Genomic DNA, 23,303 nt, shown 5'->3' on the forward strand with positions numbered 1-23,303 from the left:
TACCTGGGATGGCGCCGCCTGCTCGAACGCTACAAGACGCAGCTCAATCCATTGATTTGCTTGAGGGAGGCGCTAGGGCGAGTAGCTATGCAACAGCTAACTCAGACATAGCCTTGTGAAAAGGCGTGGCAGGCGTCGGCCAGATGGGGCCGGTGGAACAACTGATCGTATCTGTGCTCCTGCGTAGGTCGCCGCCGGGGACGCAGAGCGTCGATCAGTCAGGGTTCCACGCAGAAGCGTGGAACCCGTCAGAATCAAGATGTATCTGGCATTTCATTGAGAGTTGAACAACGTCAGCGAAATGCGTGGCAGAAATCGGCCAAGTGCAGTCATTTACTTTAGAATGAGCTCAGCTAGCGTATGCTAGATAGCGGACACTTAATGCTCAAACTCAGCCGCACGTTTTTCGTCACTTGCGGAGAGAGTCTATATACCTTGTTAGGCGCAGCGACCCTGAATAGGCGTGTTGGATTAAACAAAATAGATAGAACTCTTCAATGTTTATATAACGAGCACTCAGTAACTTAAGCTGATCGTTAAGGCTACATTTTGCCCGCCGTACGGAAAGCGGGCGGCGCCGAATGAAGGAGCCTTCAAGAAGGCTTTTGCGTTATTTGAAAAGCCGTAGCCCTCTGTCGGAACCCCAAGCCGGCTAGTGTCAAGCTTGCCGTTCATATTTTCATCATGGATGACGGCAAGCGCATACGTTCCCTGCGGAATTTCCTCAAAGTCACAGCGTGCCTGTGTATGCTTGATTTTAATCACCATGATATTGATAGCGGAGCGTAGGAACTCTGTAGGGAAGCCGACTGGTGATTCAAAAAGCGCGCAAGCTATGACTCCAGTGCTGTTTCTAATGTTCAGAATCTTCACGTGAATGCCAGGACATGCTGATTGGGCCAGGGTGATGGCGGGAAGAGTCGCAAACACCGCTACTACATATAAGACTATGCATCGAAATCGCATAGGACTCGCATCTCTGGCTCCTTGATGAATTATTAGCTTAGACGCCGATGCCCGAAAACTCCTGTAGCCGGGCTGATACGCATAGGCGCAGTTATTCTTTCCGATGATTGGTTCGAGAGATTGCTCGTAGGTGCTGAATCGCAGCAGCCATATCGTGGTCAGCCTCGCTGATCAACAATTGATTGGAACTGTGCGACTGGCCGCTTTCTGCTGAGTTGAGCCGCGCCGATCAATGGGCGTGAAAGACCGGTACGGGTCGAAAGCCGGCATTGCCTACACAAGACAGATCTCCCCAGCTTTTGGCCGCCGAGCAGGAGCCTACGCAGTCCATCCATTCAATCAACAAATGATTGGACTCATTGCCCAGCGCAGACATGCGCGCAAAGCCTGAACCTGCAAGGCCGGATCGGGGCCAGGACGGGCCGGTTTCTCCTTGAGGCCGCCACCCGTCCATGACAAGCTGCCGCACCGGTCGCCTCCGCCCCGCATTCTGGCGACGTTCTTCGCGGCGGCGTTGGCTGCCCCGCTCTCCGGCTCACTGCCGCCCTCCTTGTAGAGATGCCCATGAAACGTTTCGTCCTGATCGGCACAGCCCCCATTCCGGAAAACGGTGGTGCGCTGTGCCTGTACGAATATGGCGAGGATTTCGTCATCAAGATCCAGGGCGGCAGCGGCAATCAGCTGATGAATACCCGCATGCACGGATCGGAGGACGCCCTTGGCCAGATCCCCTGCCGCAAAGTCGCGTCACACCCGCAGGCGCGCGTGCTGGTCGGGGGGCTGGGGATGGGCTTCACCCTGGCCGCGGCGCTCAAGGCGCTGGGTGCCGATGCGGAGGTGCAGGTGGCGGAGCTGGTGCCCGGCGTGATCGAGTGGAACCGCGGCTCTCTGGGCGAGAAGGCCGGTCATCCGCTGCGCGACCCGCGCACCACCCTGCTCAACGAGGACGTCGCGGCAGTCCTCGCGCGCGAGCCAGGGGGGTATGACGCGATCATGCTGGATGTCGACAACGGGCCCGAGGGGCTGACGCAGAAAGTGAACAGCTGGCTCTACTCGCTGGACGGCCTGAACGCCTGCGCGCAGGCCCTGCGGCCCAAGGGCGTGCTGGCCGTCTGGTCGGCCAGCGCCGACCGGGCCTTTTCCGGACGGCTTGCCAAGGCCGGCTTCCGGGCGGAAGAGGTTCAGGTCTTCGCCCACGGCAACAAGGGTACCCGGCACACCATCTGGATTGCAGAGTTGCTCCCAGGCAGACGCTCCTGAAGTGCTGGCAACGACCGACACCCATCCCCCACGGTTGCCAGGCCATGCAATTCCTGCGAAAAACGCTGCCCATCCAGGCATCCCCCCACGGGCTGCCGACTGAACGGAGCGAGCGATGAGCGACGAATTGCAGGTTGAGGACATCCAGTTGGGCGACGGCAAGGCCGTGGTCAAGGGCGCCCTGATCACCACCCAGTACAACGGCTTTCTGGAGGACGGCACCAGGTTCGATTCCTCCTACGATAAAGGCAAGCCGTTCCAGTGCGTCATCGGCACCGGGCGGGTGATCAAGGGCTGGGACCAGGGGCTGATGGGCATGAAGGTCGGTGGCAAGCGCAGGCTCTTCGTGCCGGCGCATCTCGCCTACGGCGAGCGGCAGATCGGCGCGCACATCAAGCCGAATTCGAACCTGATCTTCGAGATCGAGCTGCTGGAAGTGCTGACCCGGGACGATTGAGGAATCCCCGGCAGAATTTCCTTTCGGAGAAAAGGCCGGAAAGTGGGTATTCCAGGTCTTGCACTTGCCATGCAAGACTCGTCTCCCGGAACTTTCCCGTTATCCATCCTTGCTCTTTCGCCGCGTCAGGGCGGTATTCAACGATCAAAAACAATGAGTCCCTGCACAACAGGCAAGTTGTGCGGAAAGTGGCCGGCAGGCAGGCGGGCCGCTGTCCAGCGGAACTTCAGCCTGCCTGTGGTGGCAACTTCGAAACAGGCGATTTCCGCTGTTCGTTCATTCGTCACCGCCAATCCGACAGCCTGTCGGATCGACTGCAAAGTTTCCTGAACCAACAAAGCCGGGGCGAACTCTAGTTCCCAGGAGGGCGTGAAACGCTCGGCCGAGCGAAGGATGGGAGACGATGCCTGCAGACGAACCCAAGAGACTGGAAAGCGAGACGATTCCGGTGATGGTCGAGGAGGCCGTCCTGCACAAGCGCCAGGTCGAGTCCGGCCGCGTGCGGATCACCAAGTCGGTGGAAATCGAGGACTGTCTCCTGGAGGAGTCCCTGCTCCACGACGAGGTACAGGTCGAGCGGGTTTCCTGCGGGACGGAAGTCGATCCGGCCCATCCCCCCCAGGTTCGCCAGGAGGGCGACGTCACCGTCATTCCCGTGCTCGAGGAAGTGCTGGTCGTGGAGAAACGGCTGGTACTCAAGGAAGAGCTGCGTGTCCGGCGAGTCGTGCACGAGGAGCCTCACAGCGTGCCCGTCACGCTGCGGCGCGAACAGGTGACGGTCGAGCGCACCCCCGCAGAAGTCCCGCCCTCCCAAACCCGGTAGACATCTACCGCAACACCGCTATCGCCTTGCAGCCCAGGCTGCCGAATTTATAGAGGTGGACCATGCAACACATTCTGATTGGCGCATTCGACCACTACGACGAAGCCGAACAGGTCAAGCGCGAGCTGATGAGTAGCGGCGTGTCGCAGACCGATATCCAGCTGGCTGCCTCGAACGACATCAGCATGAGCGAGGACACGGCACTGCGCACCGACACCACCTACGACACGCGCCGGGAGGACCAGTCCCTGGGCGACAGGATCAGCGAGTTCTTCCGTTCGATCTTCAGCGACGAGGACGCCACCAGCCAGCGCTATGCCGAGGCGGTACGCCACGGCTCCACCGTGGTGACCGTCACCGTCAACGACGACGACCAGGTTAGCGTCGTCGAGGAGATCATGGAGCACAACGGCGCCATCGACATCGACGAGCGCAGCGCCGGCTGGGGTCTGCAGCATACGGAACAGCTCGGCTCGGCCGAAACCGCCACGACCACCAGCGGGACGGCCGAGCGCACGGCCATTCCGATCATGGAGGAGCAGCTCAAGGTCGGCAAGCGGGAGAACGCCCTGGGGCGCGTCCGCATCGTGTCGCGGATGACCGAGCGCCCGGTCGAGGAGACGGTGAGCCTGACCGAGCAGCACGCCGTGGTCGAGCGCCGCCCGGCCGATCGCCCGGCCTCGCAGGAAGAGCTGTCCACCTTCCACGAGGGCACCATCGAGATCCAGGAAACCGCCGAAGAGCCCGTGGTCTCCAAGACCGCCCGGGTGGTCGAGGAGGTCATGGTCGGCAAGGAAACCACCCAGCGCGAGGAAACCGTGCACGACACGGTGCGGCGTACCGACGTGGACATCGAGAGGGACAGCGACATCCGCAAAACCCGGCCGACCGCCGGCGACCGGCCGATCGATCCCGACACGCCCTTCCGCAACCGGCCCTGAGCGGCCTGAGAGCGATCCCCTCTCCCCGCCTGCGGGAGAGGGGCCCTCTCTCCGCAGTCGCCTGCCTGCCCCTCAGGCCGTGGGCGCGCCGCCTTCCGGCCCGATCGGGGCCCGCTCGCCGAAACGCCGGCAGGTCTCGCGGGGCCCCTTGATGCGCACCAGCCGCCCCTCCTGCAGGCGCCAGACCTGGTCGGCGACCTCGATCAGCGCCGGCCGGTGCGAAACGGCGATGACGGTGATCTCCGGGGTCAGCTGCTTCATGGTCCGGCAGATCGCCTCTTCCGACTCGGGGTCCAGGGCGCTGGTCGCCTCGTCCAGGATCAGCAGCCGGGGCCGGTGGGCCAGCGCCCGGGCGATGACGATGCGCTGGCGCTGGCCGCCGGACAGCTTGCCGCCGCGCTCGCCGACGACCGTCTGCATGCCCTCGGGAGACTTCTCCACGAACTCCCAGGCACCGGCCTGCCTCAGCGCCCGCTCCGCATCCGCGACCGTCAGCGCCGGATCGCCCAAGGTCACGTTGGCCAGGATGCTGTCGTGGAGCAGCAGGGTTTCCTGGGGCACGTAGCCGATCAGCCGTCGCCAGCGCTGGCGGTCCAGCTCCTCCAGGGGGACGCCGTCGACCCGGATGCTGCCGGACTGCGGGGCCAGCAGCACGCAGAGCAGGTCGAGGAGCGTGGTTTTCCCGGCGCCGGAGGGCCCGACCAGGCTGGTGAAGGCACCAACGGGGATCGTCAGGTCGAGGGCATCGAGAATCGGCCGGTCGCCGTAGCTGAAGGACACGCGCTCGAAGACGATGGCGTCCTGCAGGCTGGGAGCCCGGTTGCCGCCGCCGGGCTCGGCATCGGCCTGCGCGGTTTCGATCGCTTTCTGCAGCGCCCAGTAGGCGCTTTCCTGGGAGGCGACGCGCTGGTAGCGCTGCTGGGCCTTGTGCAGCAGGCTCAGGATCCGCACCACCAGGAAGATCAGCACCATCACCGACGACAGGGGCAGCTTCAGCACGACCAGCCCCGCATAGAGTCCTCCCGCCGCGAGAGTCGCCAGCATCGGCCCCTGCAGCGCCCTGAGCGCCTCGCGGCTCATGACCTCGCGCTCCATGGCGTGGTTGAGCTCGTCGGCCCGGTGCCGCAGCAGCGAGTCGGCGATATCCTCGCGGGCCATGGCCTTGAGCGGCTTGACCGAGCCCAGGGTGTCGGTCAGGTGGGCCAGCAGCTCGCGCATCAGGCGGGTCTGGCTCTTGCCGGCAAGACGCGAGGTCTTCACCAGTTTCTGCAGGGCCAGCAGCAGGAAGACGCCCAGAATCAGGGAGAGGACGGCCGCCTGCCAGGACACGAACAGGGCGATGACCACGTAGACCATGGCCTGGATGAACAGGGCCAGGGCGTTGGCGGCGTGCTCGTAGGCGGTGGAGGCGCGGAAGGCCTCGGTGGCGACGGAGTTGGCCAGCGCCCCCGTCGGCTGGCGCAGGTAGTACTCCCAGCGGCTGCCGAGCAGGGCGCGGATCAGGGCGACGCGCAGGTCGGTGGCGACATGCGCCACGGTATAGCCGACCTGGCGATTGCCCAGCAGGACCAGTGCGCTGCTGACGATCATGCCCAGCACCATCACGGTGATCATGGTCACGACGGTCGGCTCCAGGCCGAACATCTGCAGGATCGCGATGACCTCGAGGGAGAACTCCGAGTGCGTCTCATCGCCCAGCGCCACCGACAGCAGGGGCAGCAGGGTGGTCAGGCCGACGCCTTCGGCAAGGCCGGCCAGGAACAGGCTGATCAGCATGAGCGCCGTACGCGCGGGATAGGTCCGACCAAAGGCAAGCAGAATACGCATGGTCATCCTTCAGGAAAAAAGGCATTCCGGCTGGACAACAGACAGCCGGCATCCGCGGAAAAAGCCAGCGGCCGGCAAGGCCGGCCGGGCCCTTCAGGCACCGGCAAGGGCCTTGCCGGCAGGGGTGCGCAGCGCAGCGAAGGCCTGGACGATGCGCTCGATCTGTTCGGGCGTGTGTGCGGCACTGACACTGCAGCGCACCAGCGCCTGGCCGCCGGGGGTCGCCAGCGGCGGCACCAGGTTCACGTACACGCCGCGTTCGACGAGGCTCTCCCAGAAGGCCACGCCTTCCTCGGGCGAGCCCAGCAGCACGGGAACGATCGGGCTCGGCTGCGGGCCGAGCCGGTATCCCAGCGCATCCAGCCCCCGGTACAGCTGCCGCGCATTGCTCCAGAGGCGCTCGCGCAGCTCCGGCCGGTCGCGCATCGTCTGCAGGGCGGCACGTACCGAGGCGATGGCGGACGGCGACGGCGAGGCGGTGAAGATGTACGGGCGACTCGCGTAGCGCAGCAGATCCATGTCCTGGTGATGGCTGGCCGCGAAGCCGCCGATCGCCCCCAGGCTCTTGCTGAAGGTGCCGGTGACGATGTCCACCTCCGCCTCGACGCCCAGTTCCTCGGCCAGGCCACGGCCATGGGCGCCCAGCACGCCGACCGAATGGGCCTCGTCGACCAGCAGGTAGCCGCCCAGGCGCTGCTTGATCTCGACGATCTCGCGCAGCGGCGCCTGGTCGCCCAGCATGCTGTAGATGCCTTCCACCAGGATCAGGGCGTTGCGCGCGCGCTCGCCGAGCCGGCGCATGCGCCGCTCCAGGTCGGCCGCATCGTTGTGGCGAAAGCGGATGACCTGGGCGCCGCCCAGCTTGCAGGCATCGTAGATGCTGGCATGGCAGTCCGCGTCGAGCAGCACGATATCGTCCGGACCGGCCAGGGAGGCGATGACGCCGAGGTTCCCCATGTAGCCGGTGGAGAAGACGATCGCCGAACGGCGCGCGAAGAAATCGGCCAGTTCGGCCTCCAGGGCCATGTGGCTGCCATAGCTGCCGTTGGCCATGCGCGAACCGGTGGTCCCGGTTCCCTGCTGCTCGAGCGCCTGCTGCGCCGCCTGGATGCAGGCGGGCTCGAAGGTCAGCCCGAGGTAGTTGTTGGTGCCGGCCAGGATCACCCGGTGCTCGCCGATACGCCCTTCGGTGGGGGAAAGGATCTCGTCGATGCGCGTGCCGAACGGATTGAGGCGGCCCTGCACCAGATCGGCACGCGCCTGCGCCAGCTTCGCGAACCTATCGAACAAGGCCATCGGCATGCTCCGTCAGCGAGAAGACAGCCCGTGCCAGTTCGGCGGGAGTGTGCACGTCTGCCAATACGTTCAGGGGAATGGAGATATCGAACTCGTCCTCGAGCTCCATCAGCAGGTCCATGACCTTGACGGAGTCCAGGCCAAGCTCCTGTTTCAGGTCGATATCCGGGTGCAGCGGCGTTCCGGGCGGCGCCAGAGGCCTGAGATAGGCCAAAAGCCGCTCCAGTATTTGTTCCTGGGAAATCATGGTCGGTCCTCTATCGATTCTGGAGATGCTTCTTGCCTGACTAGAACCAACGCTCCTGCAAGGCGTTTCTCAGCGCTATCCGGGGCTCCCAGCCCAGGGCGCTGCGAATGGGCTCATTGCTGCAGGACCAGTCGGGATGGGTCAACTCGCCCACCTTCGCCGGCGTCAGCATGGGCGCGTGGCTGCTCAGCTGTGAAACGAGCAGATTGACTCGGGCGAGCCCCTTCAGGAGTGGCGCTGGAACCGTGATCCGGCGCACCGGACCCTGGCGAATCTCTGCGGCGATGGCGGCGATGCTGTTCCAATCATAACCGCCCGGCTGGCAATCATTCAGTTCGTAGGTGGCGGCAGGCGCCTGCGGCGAATCCAACCATTGTCGCACGGCGCGCGCCAGATCCTCGACGTGCAGAAAGCTGAGCCGTGCATCGCCCTGCCCCAGCGTGAACAGCCAGCCGCGCAGCAGCCAGTCGAACAGGGGACGCATTTCCCGGTCGCCCGGCCCGTACACCGCCGTGGGCCGGAACACCGTCACGGCGATGTCCCCGGCCGCCTGCCTGACCCGGCGCTCCGCCTCGAACTTCGAATGAGCGTACCAGGACAGCTCCGGATGACGTGCCGCCAGCGACGACATCAACAGGAAGCGCTCACAGCAGCCACCGTTCCGGGCGGCCTCGATCAGGCGCAGGCTGCCGTCGATATTGATCCGGTTGAAATGCTCGGGCGTGCCGCCACGCACCGCGCCGGCGCAATGGATGAGCGTATCCGCCCCGGCGACCAGCCTGGCCAGGGCGTCTTCGTCCTCGAGGGTTCCGCGTATCCATTCGGTGCCGTCCTCGAAACCGTCTCGCTGACGGTTCAAGGCGCGCAGCGGCACGCCCGCCTGCATCAGCTGCCGGCGCAGGACACCGCCGATGAAGCCGGTCGCCCCCGTCAGGGCAACGATCCGCGCCATGGGCCGCTACCCGCAGACCATGGACAGCCCGGACGCAGACTGTGCCTGAGCCAGGAAACGCTTGCGCGCTTCGGCCCGCGAGGGCTTGCCCGACGAGGTGCGTGGCAGGGAATGGGGCGGAACCAGCTCCACGAAAGCGATGAAGCCGAATTCGCTGCTGATCAGCCCGGCCAGGGCGCGCACCAGTTGCTCGCGCCTTTCCAGGTCGCTGACCCGGCACTGGACCTGCACCACGACCTGGGGATCGGGAACCGCGGGAACGAGGAAGGCGATCACGTCGCCCGGCCGCACCTCGGACTGGGACTCGACCAGATATTCGACGTCCTGCGGCCAGATGTTCCGGCCACGCACGATCAGCAGATCCTTCTGCCGGCCGGTGATGAACAACTCGCCAGCGCTCAGATAGCCAAGATCGCCGGTATCCAGCCAGCCGCCGTCCAGAGCCGCCTGCGTGGATTCCTCGTCGCGGAAATACCCCGACATCACGCTCGGCCCCTGCAGCATCACCCGCCCGACTCGACGCTCCGGCAGGGAGCGTCCGGCCTCGTCACGAATTTCCAGGCGGTGCCCGGGAAGCACGGCACCACAGTTGACGAAGGTGCTGGCCTGGCTGTCCTCGCCGCCGAAGGGTACGGCCATCGACTGATGCTCCAGGGCATGGCGCTCGATGCGGTCCACCACAACCCCCGCGCCACGACGGCCGAAGCTGGCGCCCAGCGTACACTCCGCCAGGCCATAGCAGGGCAGGAAGGCCGTCCGCGCGAAGCCCGCCGGGGCGAACTGCTCGGCGAAACGCTCCAGCACCTCCGCGCGAATCGGCTCCGCGCCGGTACCGGCAATGCGCCAGCTGGAGAGGTCGAACTGGGCCGCTTCGCCCTCCCGAACGCGACGGGCGCACAGGTCATAGCCAAAGGGCGGCGCGAACGAGATGGTGCCGCGGTTCTGGCTGATCAGGTTGAGCCATTGCCGGGGCCGCATGGCGAAATCCTGGGTACGCAGGTAGTCCACCGACAACTGCGAGGCCATCGGGCCCAGCACGAAGCCCACCAGTCCCATGTCGTGGTAGAACGGCAGCCAGGAGACGCAGCGGTCGCCGGGACGCACGCCCAGCCCGTCGCGGATCATGCCTTGCAGGTTGGCCATGGCCGCCTGTTGCGTCACCACCACGCCGCGCGGGAAGCGGGTGCTCCCCGAGGTGTACTGCAGATAGGCCACCTCGTCCGGCCGGGAAGGCTCCAGTTCCACCGGCGGAACCGCCCGCCCCTTCATCTCCTCGACCGAGCCGACGAAGATCGTGCGGAAAGACGCGGCCGCCTCCTGCGCGAACGGCAGCCACGCGGCAGGCGCCAGGACGGCGGAGGGTTCGCAGCTCTTCAGCAGCGTGGCGAGTTTCTCGACATAGGCGGCATGACTGCCCAGCCCGGACGGAATGGGCAGCGGCACCGGAATGAACCCGGCATATTGGCAGCCATAGAAGGCCTCCATGAATCCCGGCTCAGTGTCGGCGATCAAGGCTACCCGGTCACCCCGGCGCAACCCGAGCCCATGCAGGCGCCTGGCCAGAGCCCGCGCCTCCCGCCTCACCTCGGCATAGGGAACCACAGCCGTCAGGCGGCAGCGCCCGTCATAGAAATTCAGGCCGGTATGCCCCAGCGCCGCGTAATCGAGGGCCTCTGCCAGTGTCGAGAAGTCTGCCAGGCGCGGAGCCAGGGCGTTTTGCGTAGGAGTTGCAGACATAGCGGGTTTGGCCATCATTCCAGTCCTGGCATTTTTCAGCGCAACAACCGTTCCCTGCAGCGGATCGCTCAGCGAGGCCGGCAGCATCTGGAATCATAAAAATCAACAAAGCGCGATTGAACACGATCAGACCAGAGTAGTCCATTCCGACCGCTCAAACCGTAGGCTAGACAAAAGATGACGGGGAGGTTACCCCTCCCGGCCCGGTTAGGGCGCTCTATATAACCCAACTTCGACTACACTTCCCTCCTTTTACCCAAAGCACCCCCAAATAACCATTCCAGAGGGCATGGAAAAAGCCATGCGCCGCCGAACCACGCCTTCGCAGCCGATCGGCAAACGGTCAGGAATGGCCAGTCGAGCCAGAGGAGCCCCGGTTTGAATCAACCTCCCTTCAGAGGGCATGGACCGCTCGTTACCAGACCGGTGCTGGACAAGGCCGATCTTGATACCTTCATCGCCCTGCCGGGCAGGCTCCACCGCAACGACCCGCACTGGGTGGAACCCCTCCACGCCGAACGCCGCGACCAGCTTTCGCCGAAGAACCCCATCTTCGCCCATCTCGAATGGCAGGCCTGGATCGCCTGGTCGGGAAGCGAACCCGTGGGACGCATCAGCGCGCAGGTGGACCGACTGCATCGCCAACTGCACGGTCCGGATACGGGCCACTTCGGCATGCTGGCGGCGGTCGACGATCCCACCGTCTTCGAGTCCCTGATGGCGACCGCGGAGCACTGGCTGCTCGAGCACGGCGCGCGGCGGATAACCGGCCCCTTCAGCCTGACCATCAACGAGGAAAGCGGCCTGCTGGTCGAAGGCTTCGACCGGCCTCCCTCGGTCATGATGGGCCACGGCCAGCCCTGGTACGGCGCCCGGGTCGAGGCCCTGGGCTACCGCCCGGCAGCGGACCTGCTGGCCTACTGGATGCGCACGGACGAGCTGAACTTCCCGCCCCCGCTGTGCCACCTGATGGAGCGATGGCGCGACCGCGTGCGCATCCGCCCGCTGGATCGACGGCGCTTCGCGGAGGAGATCCAGTTGCTGCGCGACATCTTCAACGACGCCTGGGCGGAGAATTGGGGCTTCGTCCCCTTCACCGAGGCGGAATTCGAGGCCGTGGGCAACCACCTCAAGCTGCTGGTGCCGGACGACCTGCTGTACATCGCCGAGGTCGACGGCGAACCCAGCGCCTTCATCGTCGCCCTCCCCAACCTCAACGAAGCGATCGCGCCCCTGCACGGGCGCCTGCTGCCTTTCGGCTGGCTCCGCCTGCTGTGGCGGCTGAAGGTCCGCGGCCTGCGTACCGCCCGCGTCCCGCTGATGGGCGTGCGCCGGGCGCATCAGCGCAGCCGCCTGGGCTCCGTGCTGGCCCTGTACCTGATCGAGGCGCTCAAGCCGCCCTTCGTCCGGCGCGGGCTCGAGGCGCTGGAGATGTCATGGATTCTGGAAAGCAACCGCGGCATGCGGAACATCCTCGAACATATCGGGGCGTATCCCTACAAAAGGTATCGGGTCTATGAAAAGCGAATCTGAGGCAGGACGCTGCGCCGCACTGGTGCTGGCGGCCGACCGGCATGCGGACGATGCCGTGGCGAGCGCAGCCGGCGTCGCCTGCAAGGCCCTGGCGCCGGTCGGCGGCGTACCCATGGTCCACCGGGTCATCCAGAGCCTGCGGACAAGCCGTCTGGTCGGCCGGATCAGCCTGGTCGGCCCGGCCCGCGACCTGCTGCGCCAGGATGCCGAACTCGAACATAGCCTGGCCGACGGCAGCCTGGGCTGGCTGGAAAACGCCGGCTCGCCGAGCGCCAGCGCGGCACGCGCCCTGGAAGGCACAGCCCCCGGACAGCCGGTGCTGCTGACCACGGCCGATCACGCCCTGCTGAGCCCGGCCATCGTCGATCACTTTCTCGAACGGGCGCTGGCCGGCGACTGCGACTTCGTCGTCGGCGTGGCCCGCCTGGACACCGTGCAGGCGGGCTATCCCGACACCCGGCGCACCGCCATCCGGCTGCGCGGCGGGCCGTACTGCGGCTGCAACCTGTTCGCCTTCACCAGCGGGCGGGGCCGCGAGCTGGCGACCTTCTGGCGCCGGGTCGAACAGGAGCGCAAGCGTCCCTGGCGGGTGATCGCCGGCGCGCTGGGCCCGGCGGCCACCCTCCGCTACCTGCTCGGCCGCCTGACCCTGGAACAGGCCCTGGCGCAGCTGTCGCGCAAGCTCGGGGTGAAGATCGGCGCCGTCGTGCTGCCCTTCGCCGAAGCCGCCATCGACGTCGACTCCCGGGCGGATCTCGCCCTGGTCGAACGGATTCTGGCGCAGCGGACGACGCAGAGGAGCGCTCAGTCCTGAATCGCGGCCATCGGTATGTTCCAGAAGCGGGCCTTGGCCCGGACGGACTCCAGATCCGCCGGGAAGTCCAGCTCTCCCCAGCTCAGCCCCTCGATGGACTGCACGAACACCTGGCCCGTGTCCTGCGCCAGCTGGTCGATGATGCTGAGGTACCAGCGCTGCAGCGCCTCCGGGCGGCGCATCTGCGCCTCGAGCGTCTGGCGGAACAGCGCCGCGCCCTGCGGCTGGAAATACATCATGCCGATGGACTCGCCGTCGATGTGGGCCAGCGGCAGCGTCTTGCCGACCCGCGTCAGCCGCTCGCCGTCCAGGCAGACCTTCATGTCGTCGCTGTCGTAGCCGGCCTTCCGGTCGATGGCGAGGGTGATGGGCCGTGGCGGCGCCTCCAGCAAGCGCTCCAGGACCGCCAGCTCGAACAGGGTGTCGCCGTTCAGGAGGAGGAACTCGTCCTGCATGGCCTGCCGGGCCATCCAGCAGCTGGCCAGGTTGTCCGCCACCTCGAAGAAGGGGTTGTACAGCGTCGCGACGGTGCCCGTCCCATAACGATCGCTCAGCACGCGCTCGACCTGCTCCGCGCCGTATCCCACGACCACCGTGACATGCCCGATGCCGGCGGCCAGCAACGCATCGATCTGCCACTCGATGACGCTGCGCCCGGCGATATCGAGCAGGCACTTGGGGCTGTTTTCGGTGAAGGGAAGGAGGCGACGTCCCTGGCCGGCGCTCAGAATGACGGCCCGACGGAGCTCATTCCGCTTGAAAAGATTCATGCAATCTCCAGTCACTGTTCTAAAACCCGGCCCATTCCGTGCGGACAACACCGCGTTTCCCCTCGAATAGACCAAGGCATTCAGGATAGCCTATCTTGCATGACCGGACGCATGACACGACCGGCGAGGAGAAGGTTCGAGTATTCATGCTTCTGATCGAGCGCTACGTCATCACCGAGGCACGCCGGCCGCTGCTGGTCATGCTGGGGATTCTGGTCTTCATCTTCGCGGCCTATTCCGCCGAGCGCTATCTGGCAGAAGCCGCCAACGGCACCCTGGCCCTCAGGGTGGTTTTCGACATCGTCGTGTACAAGGTCCTGATTGCGCTGGAAGTACTGATTCCGGTGGCCCTGTACGTATCGGTGGTCCTCAGCCTGGGGCGCCTGTATCACGACTCGGAAATCACCGCCGTGGCCGCCGCGGGCATGAGTCCGCTGCGGATCTACAAGGCGGTGGCCATTCTCGCGCTCCCCATCGCCGTTGGCGTCGCCGCCCTGTCGCTGTACGGGCGCCCCTGGGCCTATGCCAATGCCTACCGGCTCGAACAGGAGTCGAAGAGCGAGCTGGATATCCACCACCTGCTGGCGGGGCGCTTCAACGTCAATGCCGAAAACGGCCGGATGATCCTGGCTGAACACATCGATCACCAGAGCGGCCGGCTGCAGGACGTCCTGATCTTCGATGGCGGCGAGCGGAAAACCCGCCTGTACCGCTCCCAGGAAGCCTGGATCGCCGACCCCGACCCCTATGATCCGGCCATCGAGATGACGCATGGCACCGCCTATTCTCTGCAGCACAGCGGTATCCAGGACAAGCGGATCCTGTTCAAACGGATGAACATCCACCTCGCCCCCCTCGAAACGACCGCGGAGTTCCGCAGGAAGGCCGCCCCCTGGCAGGAGCTCGCAGCCTCCTCGGCGCTTCCCGAGCGGGCGGAACTGCAATGGCGCGAATCCCGCGGCGTCAGCACCTTCATCCTGGCCCTGCTGGCCATTCCGCTCAGCCGGACCGCTCCCCGGCGGGGCCGCTTCGCCACCCTGCTGCCGGTGACGGCCGTCTATGCAGTGATCTTCTACGCCGGCGACATCTGCAAGAGCCTGGTGGCGAACGGCTCGCTGCCGCTGACGCCCGGACTCTGGCTGGTACCCCTGGCCATGGGGCTCGTGCTGATTGGCCTGGTCGTCCGCGAGCGGGCCATCGTCCGGGTGAAGGCGGCATGAAGACTCTCGACCTGTACATCCTGCGCAATGTCTTCCTCGGCTTCATCGCCGCGGCAGCCCTGCTGCTGCCGCTGTTCAGCACCCTGGACCTGGTCGGCGAACTCGACGACATCGGCGACGAGGGCTACCGGCTGGCCCAGGCGCTCCAGGTCGTGCTGATGACCATGCCGCGCCGCGCCGTGGAGCTGGGGCCCTTCATCGCCCTGCTGGGGGGCATCGCGGCCCTCGGCCAGCTCGCCCTGTCGCAGGAGCTCAGCATCATGCGGGCGGCGGGCATCTCCGCCACCCGGATCGGCCTCACCACCCTGCTGGCCGGCGCGCTGCTGGCCGGCGCGCTGGGCGCAGTCGACGAGTTCCTGGCCTCGCCCCTGCAGCAGAAGGCCGTGCAGATGCGCGCGCACGCCAAGCCGGACACCGACAAGGACGACAGCATCTGGGCGCGCAAGGACGGGCAGGTCGTCCGCATCGGCAGTCTGGGTACCGGGCGCGTGCCCAACCATCTGGAAATCTTCCAGTTCGACGAGCGCAACCGGTTGCAGGAATACATCCTGGCCGAGCATGCCGAGATCCAGCCCGGCGGAATCTGGCAGCTCCACAACGTCCAGCTGAAGCGCTGGGACGGCGAGTCGGAAAGCGTCCAGCAGCTCGAGCAGCTGCCCTGGCACGCCATTCTGCCCGATACCCCCCTGGACGAGGTTACCCTTCCGCCCGAGAGCCTCTCGGCCCGGCAACTGCGCGGCTACGTGCATTTTCTGCAAAGTACCGGCCAGCCGGCGATCCAGTTCGAGATCGCCCTGTGGCAGAAGCTCGGCGTGCCGATCCTGATCCTGGCGATGATCCTGTTCGCGGTTCCCTTCAGCTTCGGGCCGGTGCGTTCGAACGGGCTCGGCAGCAGGCTGGCGCTCGGCGCGGTCATGGGGCTGCTGGTCTACATCAGCAACGAGATCCTGGTCAGCCTGGGCCAGCTGTTCAAACTGAACGCCCTGCTGGTCGGAGTGCTGCCGGCACTGGTCCTGCTCGGCATGGCCCTGGCCCTGGTGCGCCGGTTCGATCGGAGCAAGCCCTGACGGCAGCCGCCATGCAGGCTCCTGACATGCTTTCATGAAGTCGACACATCGCAATTATCCGCTCAAGGCAAAAACATGACGATATGCGTCCATCTGGTGGGCAGCTGCAACGTACCCCTGTGGGGATTGAGCTCCCGGGAAAGGCTCGAGCGAATGCTCCGCAAGAACCCCAAGGCACGCCTGTGCGGGCCGGACGAGCCCCTGCCGCAAACCGGCAGTGTGCTGCTCCTGCGCGAAGACTATCTGTACGACCCGCGGGTGCTGCGCGGGCTCCTGGATGCCGAGGACGTCGCCCTGCAGGACCCGCGCGACGGGACCGTGGTCGCGGCCCGTCTGGCGGTCGAGGACCTGGCGGGAACGCCCCGCCTCGAAGGCCCGGCGATCGAGAGGCTGCGCCAGGTGCGCCCGGATACGGTGGCCTCGGGCCTGCAGGCGCAGTTGCGCAAGTTCGACCCGCCGTGGGTCATCCGCATCACCGGAAGCGAGCGCGAGCAGCTGGAAAAGTCCCTGTTCAACGGCGCCTACAAGGGGGTCACCGACTTCGTCACGCGCTGCGTCTGGCCGGTGCCGGCGCGCTGGGTCACCGGCTGGTGCGTGCGGATGGGGCTGAGCCCCAACCATGTCACCACCGCGAGCTACGTGCTGGCAATCCTCGCCGGCTACTGGTTCTGGCAGGGACAGTACGGCCTGGGCCTGATCGCCGGCTGGATCATGACCTTCCTCGACACGGTGGACGGCAAGCTGGCGCGCGTCACGGTCACCTCGACCCGCTTCGGCAACATCTTCGACCATGCGCTGGACCTAGTGCATCCGCCGATCTGGTACATCGCCTGGGGAATGGGACTGGGGGCGGCCTGGGGCTTCGACATGCCCCTGGGCATGGTGCTCTGGGCCATCTTCATCGGCTACGTCGCCGGCCGCCTGTGCGAAGGCGCCTTCAAGTTCGCCGCGCCCTTCTCCCTGTTCCTCTGGCGGCCCTTCGACTCCCTCAATCGCCTGGTGACCGCCCGCCGCAACCCCAACCTGTTGCTCCTGACCCTCGCCTGGGGGCTGGGCGCCGACGACGTCGGCCTGCTGCTGGTCGCGCTCTGGACGGTGCTGTCCACCCTGGTGCTCGGTGCGCGGGTAGCCTGGGCGCTGCTCCTGCGCCGGCGCGGCACGGAACTGCAGCCCTGGCTGAGCCAGATCGACCTGCGCGCCGAAGGCCATCGCCCGATCGTCCGCCTGTTCGCGCCCCGCTCCGGTCTGAGCGATGCTTGAGACCCGCGCGACGCCGGCGCGCGTCGGCATCCTGCTGAACCCCGGCAGCGGGCGCGTCCGCCGGCGGCTGCCGGCGCTGCGCCGGATCGCCGCCGCACTGCCCGAGGCCCTGCTGCAGGAGGTTTCCGGTCCCCGGGAGATCGAGCAGGCGCTGCGGCTCTGGCAGGCCGGGCCGCAGGACCTGCTGGTGATCCTCGGCGGCGACGGCACCCTGCAGGCCACCCTGACCGCCCTCCTCCAGGAGCCGGCCGGCGACCTGCCCGGGCTGCTGGTGGTGCCGGGGGGAACCACCAACATGAGCGCGGCCGACCTGGGCGCACGCCGGAAACCCGAGGCCGCGCTGCGCGCCCTGGGCGCCTGGCTGCAGGGCGCCGGACCGGCGCCGAGACTGGTGGAGCGGGCGGTGCTGCGCGTCGACGGCGAGACGGACCTCGGGCCGCAGTTCGGCATGTTCTTCGGGGCCGGCGCCATCCTCGGCGGCGTGCGCTACTTCCACCGGCACATCCGTCCGAGCGGCGTGCGCGGAGCGCTGGGACCGGCACTGGCCTTCGGCCGCATGCTGCTCTCGCTGCTGGGCAACCGGCCGCACCCGCTGCTGCCGGCGATGCCGGCCCGGCTGAGCACGCCGGGCGCCGACTGGCAGGACGACTGGCTGCTGGTGCTGGCCTCGACCCTGGACCGGCTGCTGGTCGGCTGCCGTCCCTACTGGGGTGCGGAACCGGCCCCCGTGCATTTCACCGCCGTCGCGCATCGCCCGCGCCGTCTGCTCCGGGTGCTGCCCGCCCTGCTGTGCGGACGCGGTGCGGCCGTCGCCCGCGAGCACGACGGCTACCTCAGCCGCAATCTCGATACACTGCAGCTGAGCGGCCCCGAGGACTTCCTGCTCGATGGCGAACTGTTCCAGGCCCGCGAGCCCATTCGCCTGTCCAGCACGCCCCCGCTGCGCTTTCTGACCTTTTGAGGCAGCCGATGCCGATACCCGACGCTTACCCCCTGCCGGCACCGCCAGCGGCCCTGCTCGCCGAAGTCGCCGGCCAGTGTTCCCTGCCGGTTGCCGCGGAGCTGCAGCAGCTCTGCGACGAGGTGCGCGCCCGCTTCGGCGATGCCCTGCTGGCGCTGCTGTTCTACGGCTCCTGCCTGCGCAGCGGCGATCCGGGCGAAGGCCTGGTCGATCTCTATGCGATCGTCGACGACTATTCCCGCGCCCACCCCAGCCGCCTGCTGCAGCTGGCGAATGCCTGGCTGCCGCCCAACGTCCTGCTGCTGCGCACGCACATGGCGGATGGCCGGCTGCTGCAGGCGAAATGCGCGGTGCTGTCGCTGCAGGATCTCGAGCGGGGTACCGCCCGCTGGTTCCAGAGCTACCTGTGGGGACGCTTCGCCCAGCCGTCGCGGCTGGTCCATTGCCGGGACGCGCAGGTCGAACGGCGGGTGCAGACGGCGCTGGCGCGGGCCGTCCTGACCCTGCTGGAGCAGGCCCTGCCCTGCCAGCCGGGGCAGTTCGACAGCGAACGCCTCTGGCAGCAGGCGCTGGCGCTGAGCTATGGCTGCGAGCTGCGCCCGGAGGCCGCCGACCGTCCGGTCCAGCTGGTGCGGCACGACCGCGAGCATTACCGGCGCCTGACCCTGGCCGCCGCCCCGGCGCTGGCCGGCCTGGAAGCCATTGCCGGCGAGACCGACCGCTATCGCAACCGCCTGCCTGCCGCTGCCTGCCGGCAGGGCCGCCGGCGCTGGCGATTGCGGCGCCTGCAGGGACGGCTGTTGAACGTGGTCCGTCTGGTGAAGGCTTCCTTCACCTTCGAGCAGGGCGTCGACTACGTCGTCTGGAAACTGCAGCGGCATCTGGGCGAGCCCATCGAGATCAGCCCGCGCCTGCGCCGCCATCCGCTGATCTTCGGCTGGCCGCTGCTCTGGCGGCTGCTGCGGGAGCGGCGCCTGCGCTAGCTGCCGCATACTTGCTCCAACGCTTCACATATCGCCGGCTCGGCTTAATTCATCCTGGAAGGGAGGTACTACATGGGACAGGTCAAAGAAGAGATCGCCGTGGAGCCCAAACGCAAACGAAAGCATCGTCCCAGCGTGGCCATCGGCTTCTGGATCATCAAGCGCCTGGAGAATGTGATCAGGCGCTATTCGATCCTGGGCAACCCGCCGTTCTTCGATACCCGGCAGTTCCCCTGGGTCCCCGCGCTGGAGGCCAACTGGGAAACCATCCGCCAGGAACTCGAGCAGGTTCTGCAACATCGCGAACGCCTCCCGAACTTCCAGGACATCTCCAGGGACCAGCGCAGCCTCACCCAGGACGACCGCTGGAAGACCTTCTTTCTCTACGGCTACGGCTACAAGATGGAGGGCAACTGCGAGCGCTGCCCGGAGACGACCAGGCTGGTCGAGTCGATCCCGGGGATGTTCACCGCCTTCTTCTCGATCCTCGAACCCGGCAAGACCATTCGCGAGCACCGCGGCCCCTATAACGGCCTGCTGCGGGCGCACCTGGGCCTGCTCGTGCCGGAGCCCCGGGAAAACTGCCGGATTCGGGTGGGCGACCAGATCCGCTCCTGGGAGCCCGGCAAGTGCATGATCTTCGACGACACCTACCGGCATCAGGTGTGGAACGAGACCGACGGCACCCGCGTCGTGCTGTTCCTGGACGTGCAGCGGCCGCTGGCCTGGCCGGGCAGGCTGCTCAACAAGGTGGTGCTCCGGCTCATCCGCTGGTCGCCCTTCATCCAGGATGCGCGGCGCAACCATCGCGCCTGGGAGCAGGGGCTGGAGCGCTAGAACGCCTTGCCGGATTGCCCCCTCTCCCCGCCGGGGAGAAGGGGAAAACCGCAGGGCTCAGTCGTCCAGCCGCTTGTGCGCCTGCTCCCAGGCCGACAGATTGCGTCGCGCCTCCTGAACGAAGGGACTGCGGCGCACCGCGCCGAGAAACAGGTCACCGAGCAGTCGTCCGGGCAGGCGCAAGGGGCGCTTGAACTGGATCAGCAGCACCACGCGGGTCTCTTCCGTGTCGTTCCAGACTTCGTGGGGATAGGTGTCGTCGAAGACCAGGCACTCGCCTTCCCGCCAGCTGGCGGTCTGCTCGGCGACCTGGATGCGGCAGCGCTCGGCGGGCGTCGGCGTCACCAGCGCGAGATGGCAGGTCAGGATGCGCTTGGTCACCCCGGTATGCCGCGGAATATGGGCACCGGGACCCAGGATCGAGAAGAAGGCGCTGTTGAGCCCGGGCACGGCCGAGAGAATCCGCGCCGTCTCCGGGCACTGCTGGCAGCCGCTGTCGATCCGGTAGCCGTAGCCCCAGAGAAAGTACGACTGCCAGGCATTGCAGGTGGCGATGCGTCGGTGGTCCGGGGAAATATCGCGCAGGGCCGGGATCGGCGTGCGCTGCTCGAGCAGCTGGTCGAGCTCGGCGCGGATGACCGGCCAGGCGGCCTCCAGCTCCGCGACCCAGGGGAACAGCTGCTTGTCGAAGAACGGTGGATCCCCCACCAGGGAATTGCGCGCCAGAAAGCGGTTGATCAGCGGCCGCAGTTTCTTGCCGGTCCGGTACAAGGCACTGCGCTTGACCTTGTCTTTCACTACCTCGGCTGAAGCCATTTCACTCATGCAGATGTCCTGATTGCAGGCTGTGGGCGGTCGGGCAGCGGCGGCGCCCGGGCAGAAACCGCCTCGGGCGCCTGCCGCTCAAGAAATGGGGCGCTCCGCTTGCATGACCTCGCGGATCGCCTGGAGGGCGCGCTCGCGGGAGGTGGCAAGCAGCGCCGGAGAAAGTCCCGGCAGGTGATCCAGACCCTCCGGCAGAGGCGCCACGCCCAGGGCCTGGTGTACCTGCTCCACGCAGCGTTCGCGCTTGATCCAGCCCGCCGCGACCAGTTCGTCGTAGAGGCGCCCGAGCCGGCTCTGCTGCCTCGGCACGCCGCGGCTGCCGGCGACCCGTTCGATGACGCCCAGCCGCCGTTCGAGCTCATGATGCAGCCGCGCCTTGCGGTGCCGCTGCACCGGCAGGGGGAACACCGCCACCGGCCGGCCGCTCATGCAGGCCTCGGTCAGCATCGAGACGCTTTCGCCGGTCACGACGAAGGCATCGGCCAGCGCCAGCAGCGCCCGGTAGGGATTGTCGCCCTGGCTGCCGAAGCGGTAGCTCCACAGCGGCGCATCGATGGCCGCCAGCAGGGCGTCGGTCGCGCCTGCCGACGTGCGCGGACTGGTCGACAGCAGCAGCGAGCCGCCGCGGGCCCTGGCCGCGGCGCCGGCCTCCCGGCCCAGCGCCGCAGCGGTCTGTGCGTCGAGCCGGTAGGGGATGCTGTCGCCGCCCACCAGCAGCGCGATCCACGGCCGCGGCAGATGGGCGAAACGCTGCCGCCAGGCTTCCAGCGTCGCCTCGTCGAGGGGATGCTCGCCGATGAAGGGGGCCGGCAGGTCGACGACGTTCTGGCGCAGCGGCAGGCCGTATTGCGGGGTCGTCACCACCCGGTCGAAGTCGGCCAGCGGCGCGCGCGGCCGGCCCAGCACCACCAGGCGTGCATGGCCCTGCGACTGACGCTGTATCCGGCGGGCCACGACGGCCGTGTGCCGGCCCGCGCTGAGCACCAGGTCCGGCCAGGCGTCGGTAGCGCCTGCGCTTGCCAGGCTCTCCGGGCGCTTGATTTCGTAGGGCCAGCCGAGGGCCTCGGCGATGTCCGTCAGCTGCGCATTGTCGCCGGCACGCCCGCCCTGCAGCACCCAGACCCTAGGCAGCACCTGCCCGCCCCGGCTGCGCTGCGCGAAGTCCGCCCGGAAGCGGTGGGTGCGTCCCTGGCGATCCTGGCAGTCGAGCTGCCAGCAGCGATCCGGATAGCGCAGCGCCACCCGGCGCAGCAGCGTCCGCCAGCCGTCCAGGCTGTCGATCATCGACTCCTCGGCGCCCAGCTCCGTCCTGACGAAGACCCACTGGCGGCCGAGCCGGAACAGCCGGTCCACCAGCCAGGGCAGATCCTCCACCGGCAGCTGCTCGAGGCCGTTCGCGGCGATCGCCTCCTGCGCCGGCAGGTCATCGCGGCCGAGTGCCTCCAGCGGCCAGCGCACCTGGGACGGATCGCCGGCATCGGCATCGCCCCAGGCACCGACCAGCGCCAGCTGCACGACGCCGGCCGCCTGTGCCTGGCGACAGACGTCCGCCGGCGGCGCAGGCGGCATCCGCGCCGCCTGCTCGCAGCCGCTGGCGAAAGCGGGGCTGGGATGCGCCGCCGTGTAGATTTCATAGCCTTCCCGCTCGGCCGCCTGCTCGAGGCTGAGAAAGTGCTCGGCAAGCGGATGGATCTGGTACGAGTACTGCTCGGGCGTGGGCCGCCAGGGCTGCAGGTGCAGGGCCGTGTAGTGCAGCAGCTTGGTCTCGCCCGGCCGGAACTCGAAGTCCCTGGCATGCCAGCGGGGATCGAGCGCGCCCCAGCGCCCCGGCTCGGCGGCCGCCTCGGCGCACAGGGCCTTCTTGGGTTCGCGGCAGGCCTTGGCGAAGGTCCAGCAGCGGGCCATCCGCTCGCAGTCGATCAGCATCACCGCCGTGTCCTCGGGCAGCAACGCCAGGTAGCCATGCTCGCCCATGGGCTGGTCGAACAGCTCCGCGGGATCGGCGGTGAAGATCTGGTCGACGTCGTTGTAGATCGCCCGGCCCTGGCGTCCGGCGAGGTCCGGGATGGCGAAGCGGTAATTGGTGAAGCCGGTGCGCCAGCCCTGCCGGTCGAACCCCGGCAGGCCGGTCATGCGGTAGACCTCGTAGCGCCGCAGCGGATTGCGCACCCGCTCGAGGGAATAGAAGAAGATGCGCTCGGCGCGGTGCTGCGCCGGCTGGGTGCCGAGGAAGATCCGCACCGCCGGCGCTTCTGGCGCGCCGGGCCGGGCCTCCAGCACGACGGGAACGATGCTCGGCACCGCCAGCGACTCGTCGACGCCATCGCGCGCGGCGGCGGACCCCGGCCGGGAAGCGTCGGGCTGCGTGCAGGAGGCCAGCGACTGACGGTGGAAAGTCAGGAGTTTCCGCACTGCCGCGTTGATTTTCAGTGCAAAGAAGGTCATGCGTCCTCTCATCCCTTGCGAGTACGGCGGCAGAGCCTTGGCCTGGCTGTTCCCGCTGAATATAGTTCGCCCATTGCGCGCA

At 67.1% G+C, this 23,303-nt stretch carries 21 protein-coding genes and 1 pseudogene; 13 read left to right on the forward strand and 9 right to left on the reverse strand.

What is annotated here, in order from left to right; genetic code table 11:
• Positions 1-111 (forward strand): annotated as a pseudogene (locus tag EV691_RS10510) (IS1595 family transposase); the annotation flags it as partial.
• Positions 112-516: 405 nt separating this feature from the next.
• On the opposite strand, the gene EV691_RS10515 reads toward EV691_RS10510, so the two are convergent.
• Positions 517-873: a DUF2141 domain-containing protein gene (locus tag EV691_RS10515; RefSeq protein WP_207390113.1), complete on the reverse strand. Its 357-nt coding sequence runs from the start codon at positions 871-873 to the stop codon at positions 517-519.
• A 657-nt stretch (positions 874-1,530) separates the two neighbouring features.
• Between EV691_RS10515 and EV691_RS10520 the strand changes: the two genes are divergently transcribed.
• The 4 genes from EV691_RS10520 to EV691_RS10535 all read left to right on the forward strand — a co-directional run bounded on the left by EV691_RS10520 (position 1,531) and on the right by EV691_RS10535 (position 4,447).
• Positions 1,531-2,226 (forward strand): spermidine synthase, encoded by a 696-nt coding sequence (locus EV691_RS10520; RefSeq protein WP_131296868.1) that lies wholly within the window; start codon positions 1,531-1,533, stop codon positions 2,224-2,226.
• Between the two features lie 115 nt (positions 2,227-2,341).
• Complete coding sequence (locus tag EV691_RS10525; protein WP_089167198.1) at positions 2,342-2,683, forward strand: FKBP-type peptidyl-prolyl cis-trans isomerase; 342 nt, start codon at positions 2,342-2,344, stop codon at positions 2,681-2,683.
• 403 nt (positions 2,684-3,086) lie between these two features.
• Entirely contained in the window at positions 3,087-3,506 is a 420-nt protein-coding gene (locus EV691_RS10530; RefSeq protein ID WP_131296866.1) for a YsnF/AvaK domain-containing protein, read from the forward strand.
• 62 nt (positions 3,507-3,568) lie between these two features.
• The gene (locus EV691_RS10535; protein ID WP_131296864.1) at positions 3,569-4,447 is read left to right on the forward strand and encodes a YsnF/AvaK domain-containing protein; all 879 of its coding nucleotides are present in this window, start codon (positions 3,569-3,571) and stop codon (positions 4,445-4,447) included.
• Between the two features lie 72 nt (positions 4,448-4,519).
• Here EV691_RS10535 and EV691_RS10540 read toward each other — a convergent pair whose 3' ends face one another.
• The 5 genes from EV691_RS10540 to EV691_RS10560 all read right to left on the reverse strand — a co-directional run bounded on the left by EV691_RS10540 (position 4,520) and on the right by EV691_RS10560 (position 10,521).
• Positions 4,520-6,274 (reverse strand): ABC transporter ATP-binding protein, encoded by a 1,755-nt coding sequence (locus tag EV691_RS10540; protein WP_242672463.1) that lies wholly within the window; start codon positions 6,272-6,274, stop codon positions 4,520-4,522.
• A gap of 93 nt (positions 6,275-6,367) precedes the next feature.
• On the reverse strand, positions 6,368-7,570 hold the full coding sequence (gene spt / locus EV691_RS10545) for a serine palmitoyltransferase (RefSeq protein WP_165496503.1): 1,203 nt from the start codon (positions 7,568-7,570) through the stop codon (positions 6,368-6,370).
• The gene (locus EV691_RS10550) at positions 7,554-7,817 is read right to left on the reverse strand and encodes an acyl carrier protein (RefSeq protein WP_039801983.1); all 264 of its coding nucleotides are present in this window, start codon (positions 7,815-7,817) and stop codon (positions 7,554-7,556) included. The genes spt and EV691_RS10550 overlap by 17 nt, the downstream gene beginning before the upstream one ends.
• 40 nt (positions 7,818-7,857) lie before the next feature.
• Positions 7,858-8,769 (reverse strand): NAD-dependent epimerase/dehydratase family protein, encoded by a 912-nt coding sequence (locus EV691_RS10555; RefSeq protein WP_131296862.1) that lies wholly within the window; start codon positions 8,767-8,769, stop codon positions 7,858-7,860.
• A gap of 6 nt (positions 8,770-8,775) precedes the next feature.
• Positions 8,776-10,521: a fatty acyl-AMP ligase gene (locus tag EV691_RS10560; RefSeq protein WP_131296859.1), complete on the reverse strand. Its 1,746-nt coding sequence runs from the start codon at positions 10,519-10,521 to the stop codon at positions 8,776-8,778.
• Positions 10,522-10,884: 363 nt separating this feature from the next.
• Between EV691_RS10560 and EV691_RS10565 the strand changes: the two genes are divergently transcribed.
• Together EV691_RS10565 and EV691_RS10570 are read left to right on the forward strand one after the other, a co-directional pair.
• On the forward strand, positions 10,885-12,039 hold the full coding sequence (locus EV691_RS10565) for a GNAT family N-acetyltransferase (protein ID WP_242672462.1): 1,155 nt from the start codon (positions 10,885-10,887) through the stop codon (positions 12,037-12,039).
• The gene (locus EV691_RS10570; protein WP_131296857.1) at positions 12,023-12,853 is read left to right on the forward strand and encodes a nucleotidyltransferase family protein; all 831 of its coding nucleotides are present in this window, start codon (positions 12,023-12,025) and stop codon (positions 12,851-12,853) included. Before EV691_RS10565 ends, EV691_RS10570 begins: the two co-directional genes overlap by 17 nt.
• Here EV691_RS10570 and EV691_RS10575 read toward each other — a convergent pair.
• Positions 12,844-13,623, reverse strand: coding sequence for a phosphocholine cytidylyltransferase family protein (locus EV691_RS10575; protein ID WP_242672461.1), 780 nt, complete (start codon positions 13,621-13,623; stop codon positions 12,844-12,846). The two genes, EV691_RS10570 and EV691_RS10575, sit on opposite strands and share 10 nt — an antisense overlap.
• Positions 13,624-13,769: 146 nt before the next feature.
• Here EV691_RS10575 and lptF point away from each other — a divergent pair, with 146 nt between their 5' ends.
• The 6 genes from lptF (at position 13,770) to EV691_RS10605 (ending at position 19,951) form a co-directional block, all read left to right on the forward strand.
• Positions 13,770-14,843, forward strand: coding sequence for an LPS export ABC transporter permease LptF (gene lptF / locus EV691_RS10580; RefSeq protein ID WP_131296855.1), 1,074 nt, complete (start codon positions 13,770-13,772; stop codon positions 14,841-14,843).
• Positions 14,840-15,910, forward strand: coding sequence for an LPS export ABC transporter permease LptG (gene lptG / locus EV691_RS10585; RefSeq protein WP_131296853.1), 1,071 nt, complete (start codon positions 14,840-14,842; stop codon positions 15,908-15,910). The genes lptF and lptG overlap by 4 nt, the downstream gene beginning before the upstream one ends.
• 153 nt (positions 15,911-16,063) lie before the next feature.
• Complete coding sequence (locus EV691_RS10590) at positions 16,064-17,170, forward strand: CDP-alcohol phosphatidyltransferase family protein (RefSeq protein WP_242672460.1); 1,107 nt, start codon at positions 16,064-16,066, stop codon at positions 17,168-17,170.
• On the forward strand, positions 17,163-18,131 hold the full coding sequence (locus tag EV691_RS10595; RefSeq protein WP_131296849.1) for a diacylglycerol/lipid kinase family protein: 969 nt from the start codon (positions 17,163-17,165) through the stop codon (positions 18,129-18,131). Before EV691_RS10590 ends, EV691_RS10595 begins: the two co-directional genes overlap by 8 nt.
• Positions 18,132-18,139: 8 nt before the next feature.
• Positions 18,140-19,114, forward strand: a complete 975-nt coding sequence (locus tag EV691_RS10600; RefSeq protein ID WP_131296847.1) for a hypothetical protein — start codon at positions 18,140-18,142, stop codon at positions 19,112-19,114.
• 72 nt (positions 19,115-19,186) lie between these two features.
• Positions 19,187-19,951 carry an aspartyl/asparaginyl beta-hydroxylase domain-containing protein gene (locus tag EV691_RS10605; protein ID WP_089167186.1) on the forward strand — a complete coding sequence of 255 codons (765 nt, stop codon included), beginning with the start codon at positions 19,187-19,189 and terminating at the stop codon, positions 19,949-19,951.
• A gap of 57 nt (positions 19,952-20,008) precedes the next feature.
• Here EV691_RS10605 and EV691_RS10610 read toward each other — a convergent pair whose 3' ends face one another.
• Together EV691_RS10610 and EV691_RS10615 are read right to left on the reverse strand one after the other, a co-directional pair.
• Positions 20,009-20,776, reverse strand: coding sequence for an aspartyl/asparaginyl beta-hydroxylase domain-containing protein (locus tag EV691_RS10610; protein ID WP_089167185.1), 768 nt, complete (start codon positions 20,774-20,776; stop codon positions 20,009-20,011).
• Between the two features lie 78 nt (positions 20,777-20,854).
• On the reverse strand, positions 20,855-23,221 hold the full coding sequence (locus EV691_RS10615) for an ELM1/GtrOC1 family putative glycosyltransferase (RefSeq protein ID WP_131296845.1): 2,367 nt from the start codon (positions 23,219-23,221) through the stop codon (positions 20,855-20,857).
• Between the last annotated feature and the right edge of the window lie 82 nt (positions 23,222-23,303).

The sequence above is a fragment of the Azotobacter chroococcum genome (assembly GCF_004339665.1).
Taxonomy (GTDB): Bacteria; Pseudomonadota; Gammaproteobacteria; order Pseudomonadales; family Pseudomonadaceae; genus Azotobacter; species Azotobacter chroococcum.

Bases quoted from the DNA above. Each gene is read 5' to 3' on its own strand.
- EV691_RS10520 (WP_131296868.1), top strand. From the start codon at position 1,531: ATGAAACGTTTCGTCCTGATCGGCACAGCCCCCATTCCGGAAAACGGT.
- EV691_RS10525 (WP_089167198.1), top strand. From the start codon at position 2,342: ATGAGCGACGAATTGCAGGTTGAGGACATCCAGTTGGGCGACGGCAAG.
- EV691_RS10530 (WP_131296866.1), top strand. From the start codon at position 3,087: ATGCCTGCAGACGAACCCAAGAGACTGGAAAGCGAGACGATTCCGGTG.
- EV691_RS10535 (WP_131296864.1), top strand. From the start codon at position 3,569: ATGCAACACATTCTGATTGGCGCATTCGACCACTACGACGAAGCCGAA.
- EV691_RS10540 (WP_242672463.1), bottom strand. From the start codon at position 6,274: ATGCGTATTCTGCTTGCCTTTGGTCGGACCTATCCCGCGCGTACGGCG.
- spt (WP_165496503.1), bottom strand. From the start codon at position 7,570: ATGGCCTTGTTCGATAGGTTCGCGAAGCTGGCGCAGGCGCGTGCCGAT.
- EV691_RS10550 (WP_039801983.1), bottom strand. From the start codon at position 7,817: ATGATTTCCCAGGAACAAATACTGGAGCGGCTTTTGGCCTATCTCAGG.
- EV691_RS10555 (WP_131296862.1), bottom strand. From the start codon at position 8,769: ATGGCGCGGATCGTTGCCCTGACGGGGGCGACCGGCTTCATCGGCGGT.
- EV691_RS10560 (WP_131296859.1), bottom strand. From the start codon at position 10,521: ATGGCCAAACCCGCTATGTCTGCAACTCCTACGCAAAACGCCCTGGCT.
- EV691_RS10570 (WP_131296857.1), top strand. From the start codon at position 12,023: ATGAAAAGCGAATCTGAGGCAGGACGCTGCGCCGCACTGGTGCTGGCG.
- EV691_RS10575 (WP_242672461.1), bottom strand. From the start codon at position 13,623: ATGAATCTTTTCAAGCGGAATGAGCTCCGTCGGGCCGTCATTCTGAGC.
- lptF (WP_131296855.1), top strand. From the start codon at position 13,770: ATGCTTCTGATCGAGCGCTACGTCATCACCGAGGCACGCCGGCCGCTG.
- lptG (WP_131296853.1), top strand. From the start codon at position 14,840: ATGAAGACTCTCGACCTGTACATCCTGCGCAATGTCTTCCTCGGCTTC.
- EV691_RS10590 (WP_242672460.1), top strand. From the start codon at position 16,064: ATGCTCCGCAAGAACCCCAAGGCACGCCTGTGCGGGCCGGACGAGCCC.
- EV691_RS10595 (WP_131296849.1), top strand. From the start codon at position 17,163: ATGCTTGAGACCCGCGCGACGCCGGCGCGCGTCGGCATCCTGCTGAAC.
- EV691_RS10600 (WP_131296847.1), top strand. From the start codon at position 18,140: ATGCCGATACCCGACGCTTACCCCCTGCCGGCACCGCCAGCGGCCCTG.
- EV691_RS10605 (WP_089167186.1), top strand. From the start codon at position 19,187: ATGGGACAGGTCAAAGAAGAGATCGCCGTGGAGCCCAAACGCAAACGA.
- EV691_RS10610 (WP_089167185.1), bottom strand. From the start codon at position 20,776: ATGAGTGAAATGGCTTCAGCCGAGGTAGTGAAAGACAAGGTCAAGCGC.
- EV691_RS10615 (WP_131296845.1), bottom strand. From the start codon at position 23,221: ATGACCTTCTTTGCACTGAAAATCAACGCGGCAGTGCGGAAACTCCTG.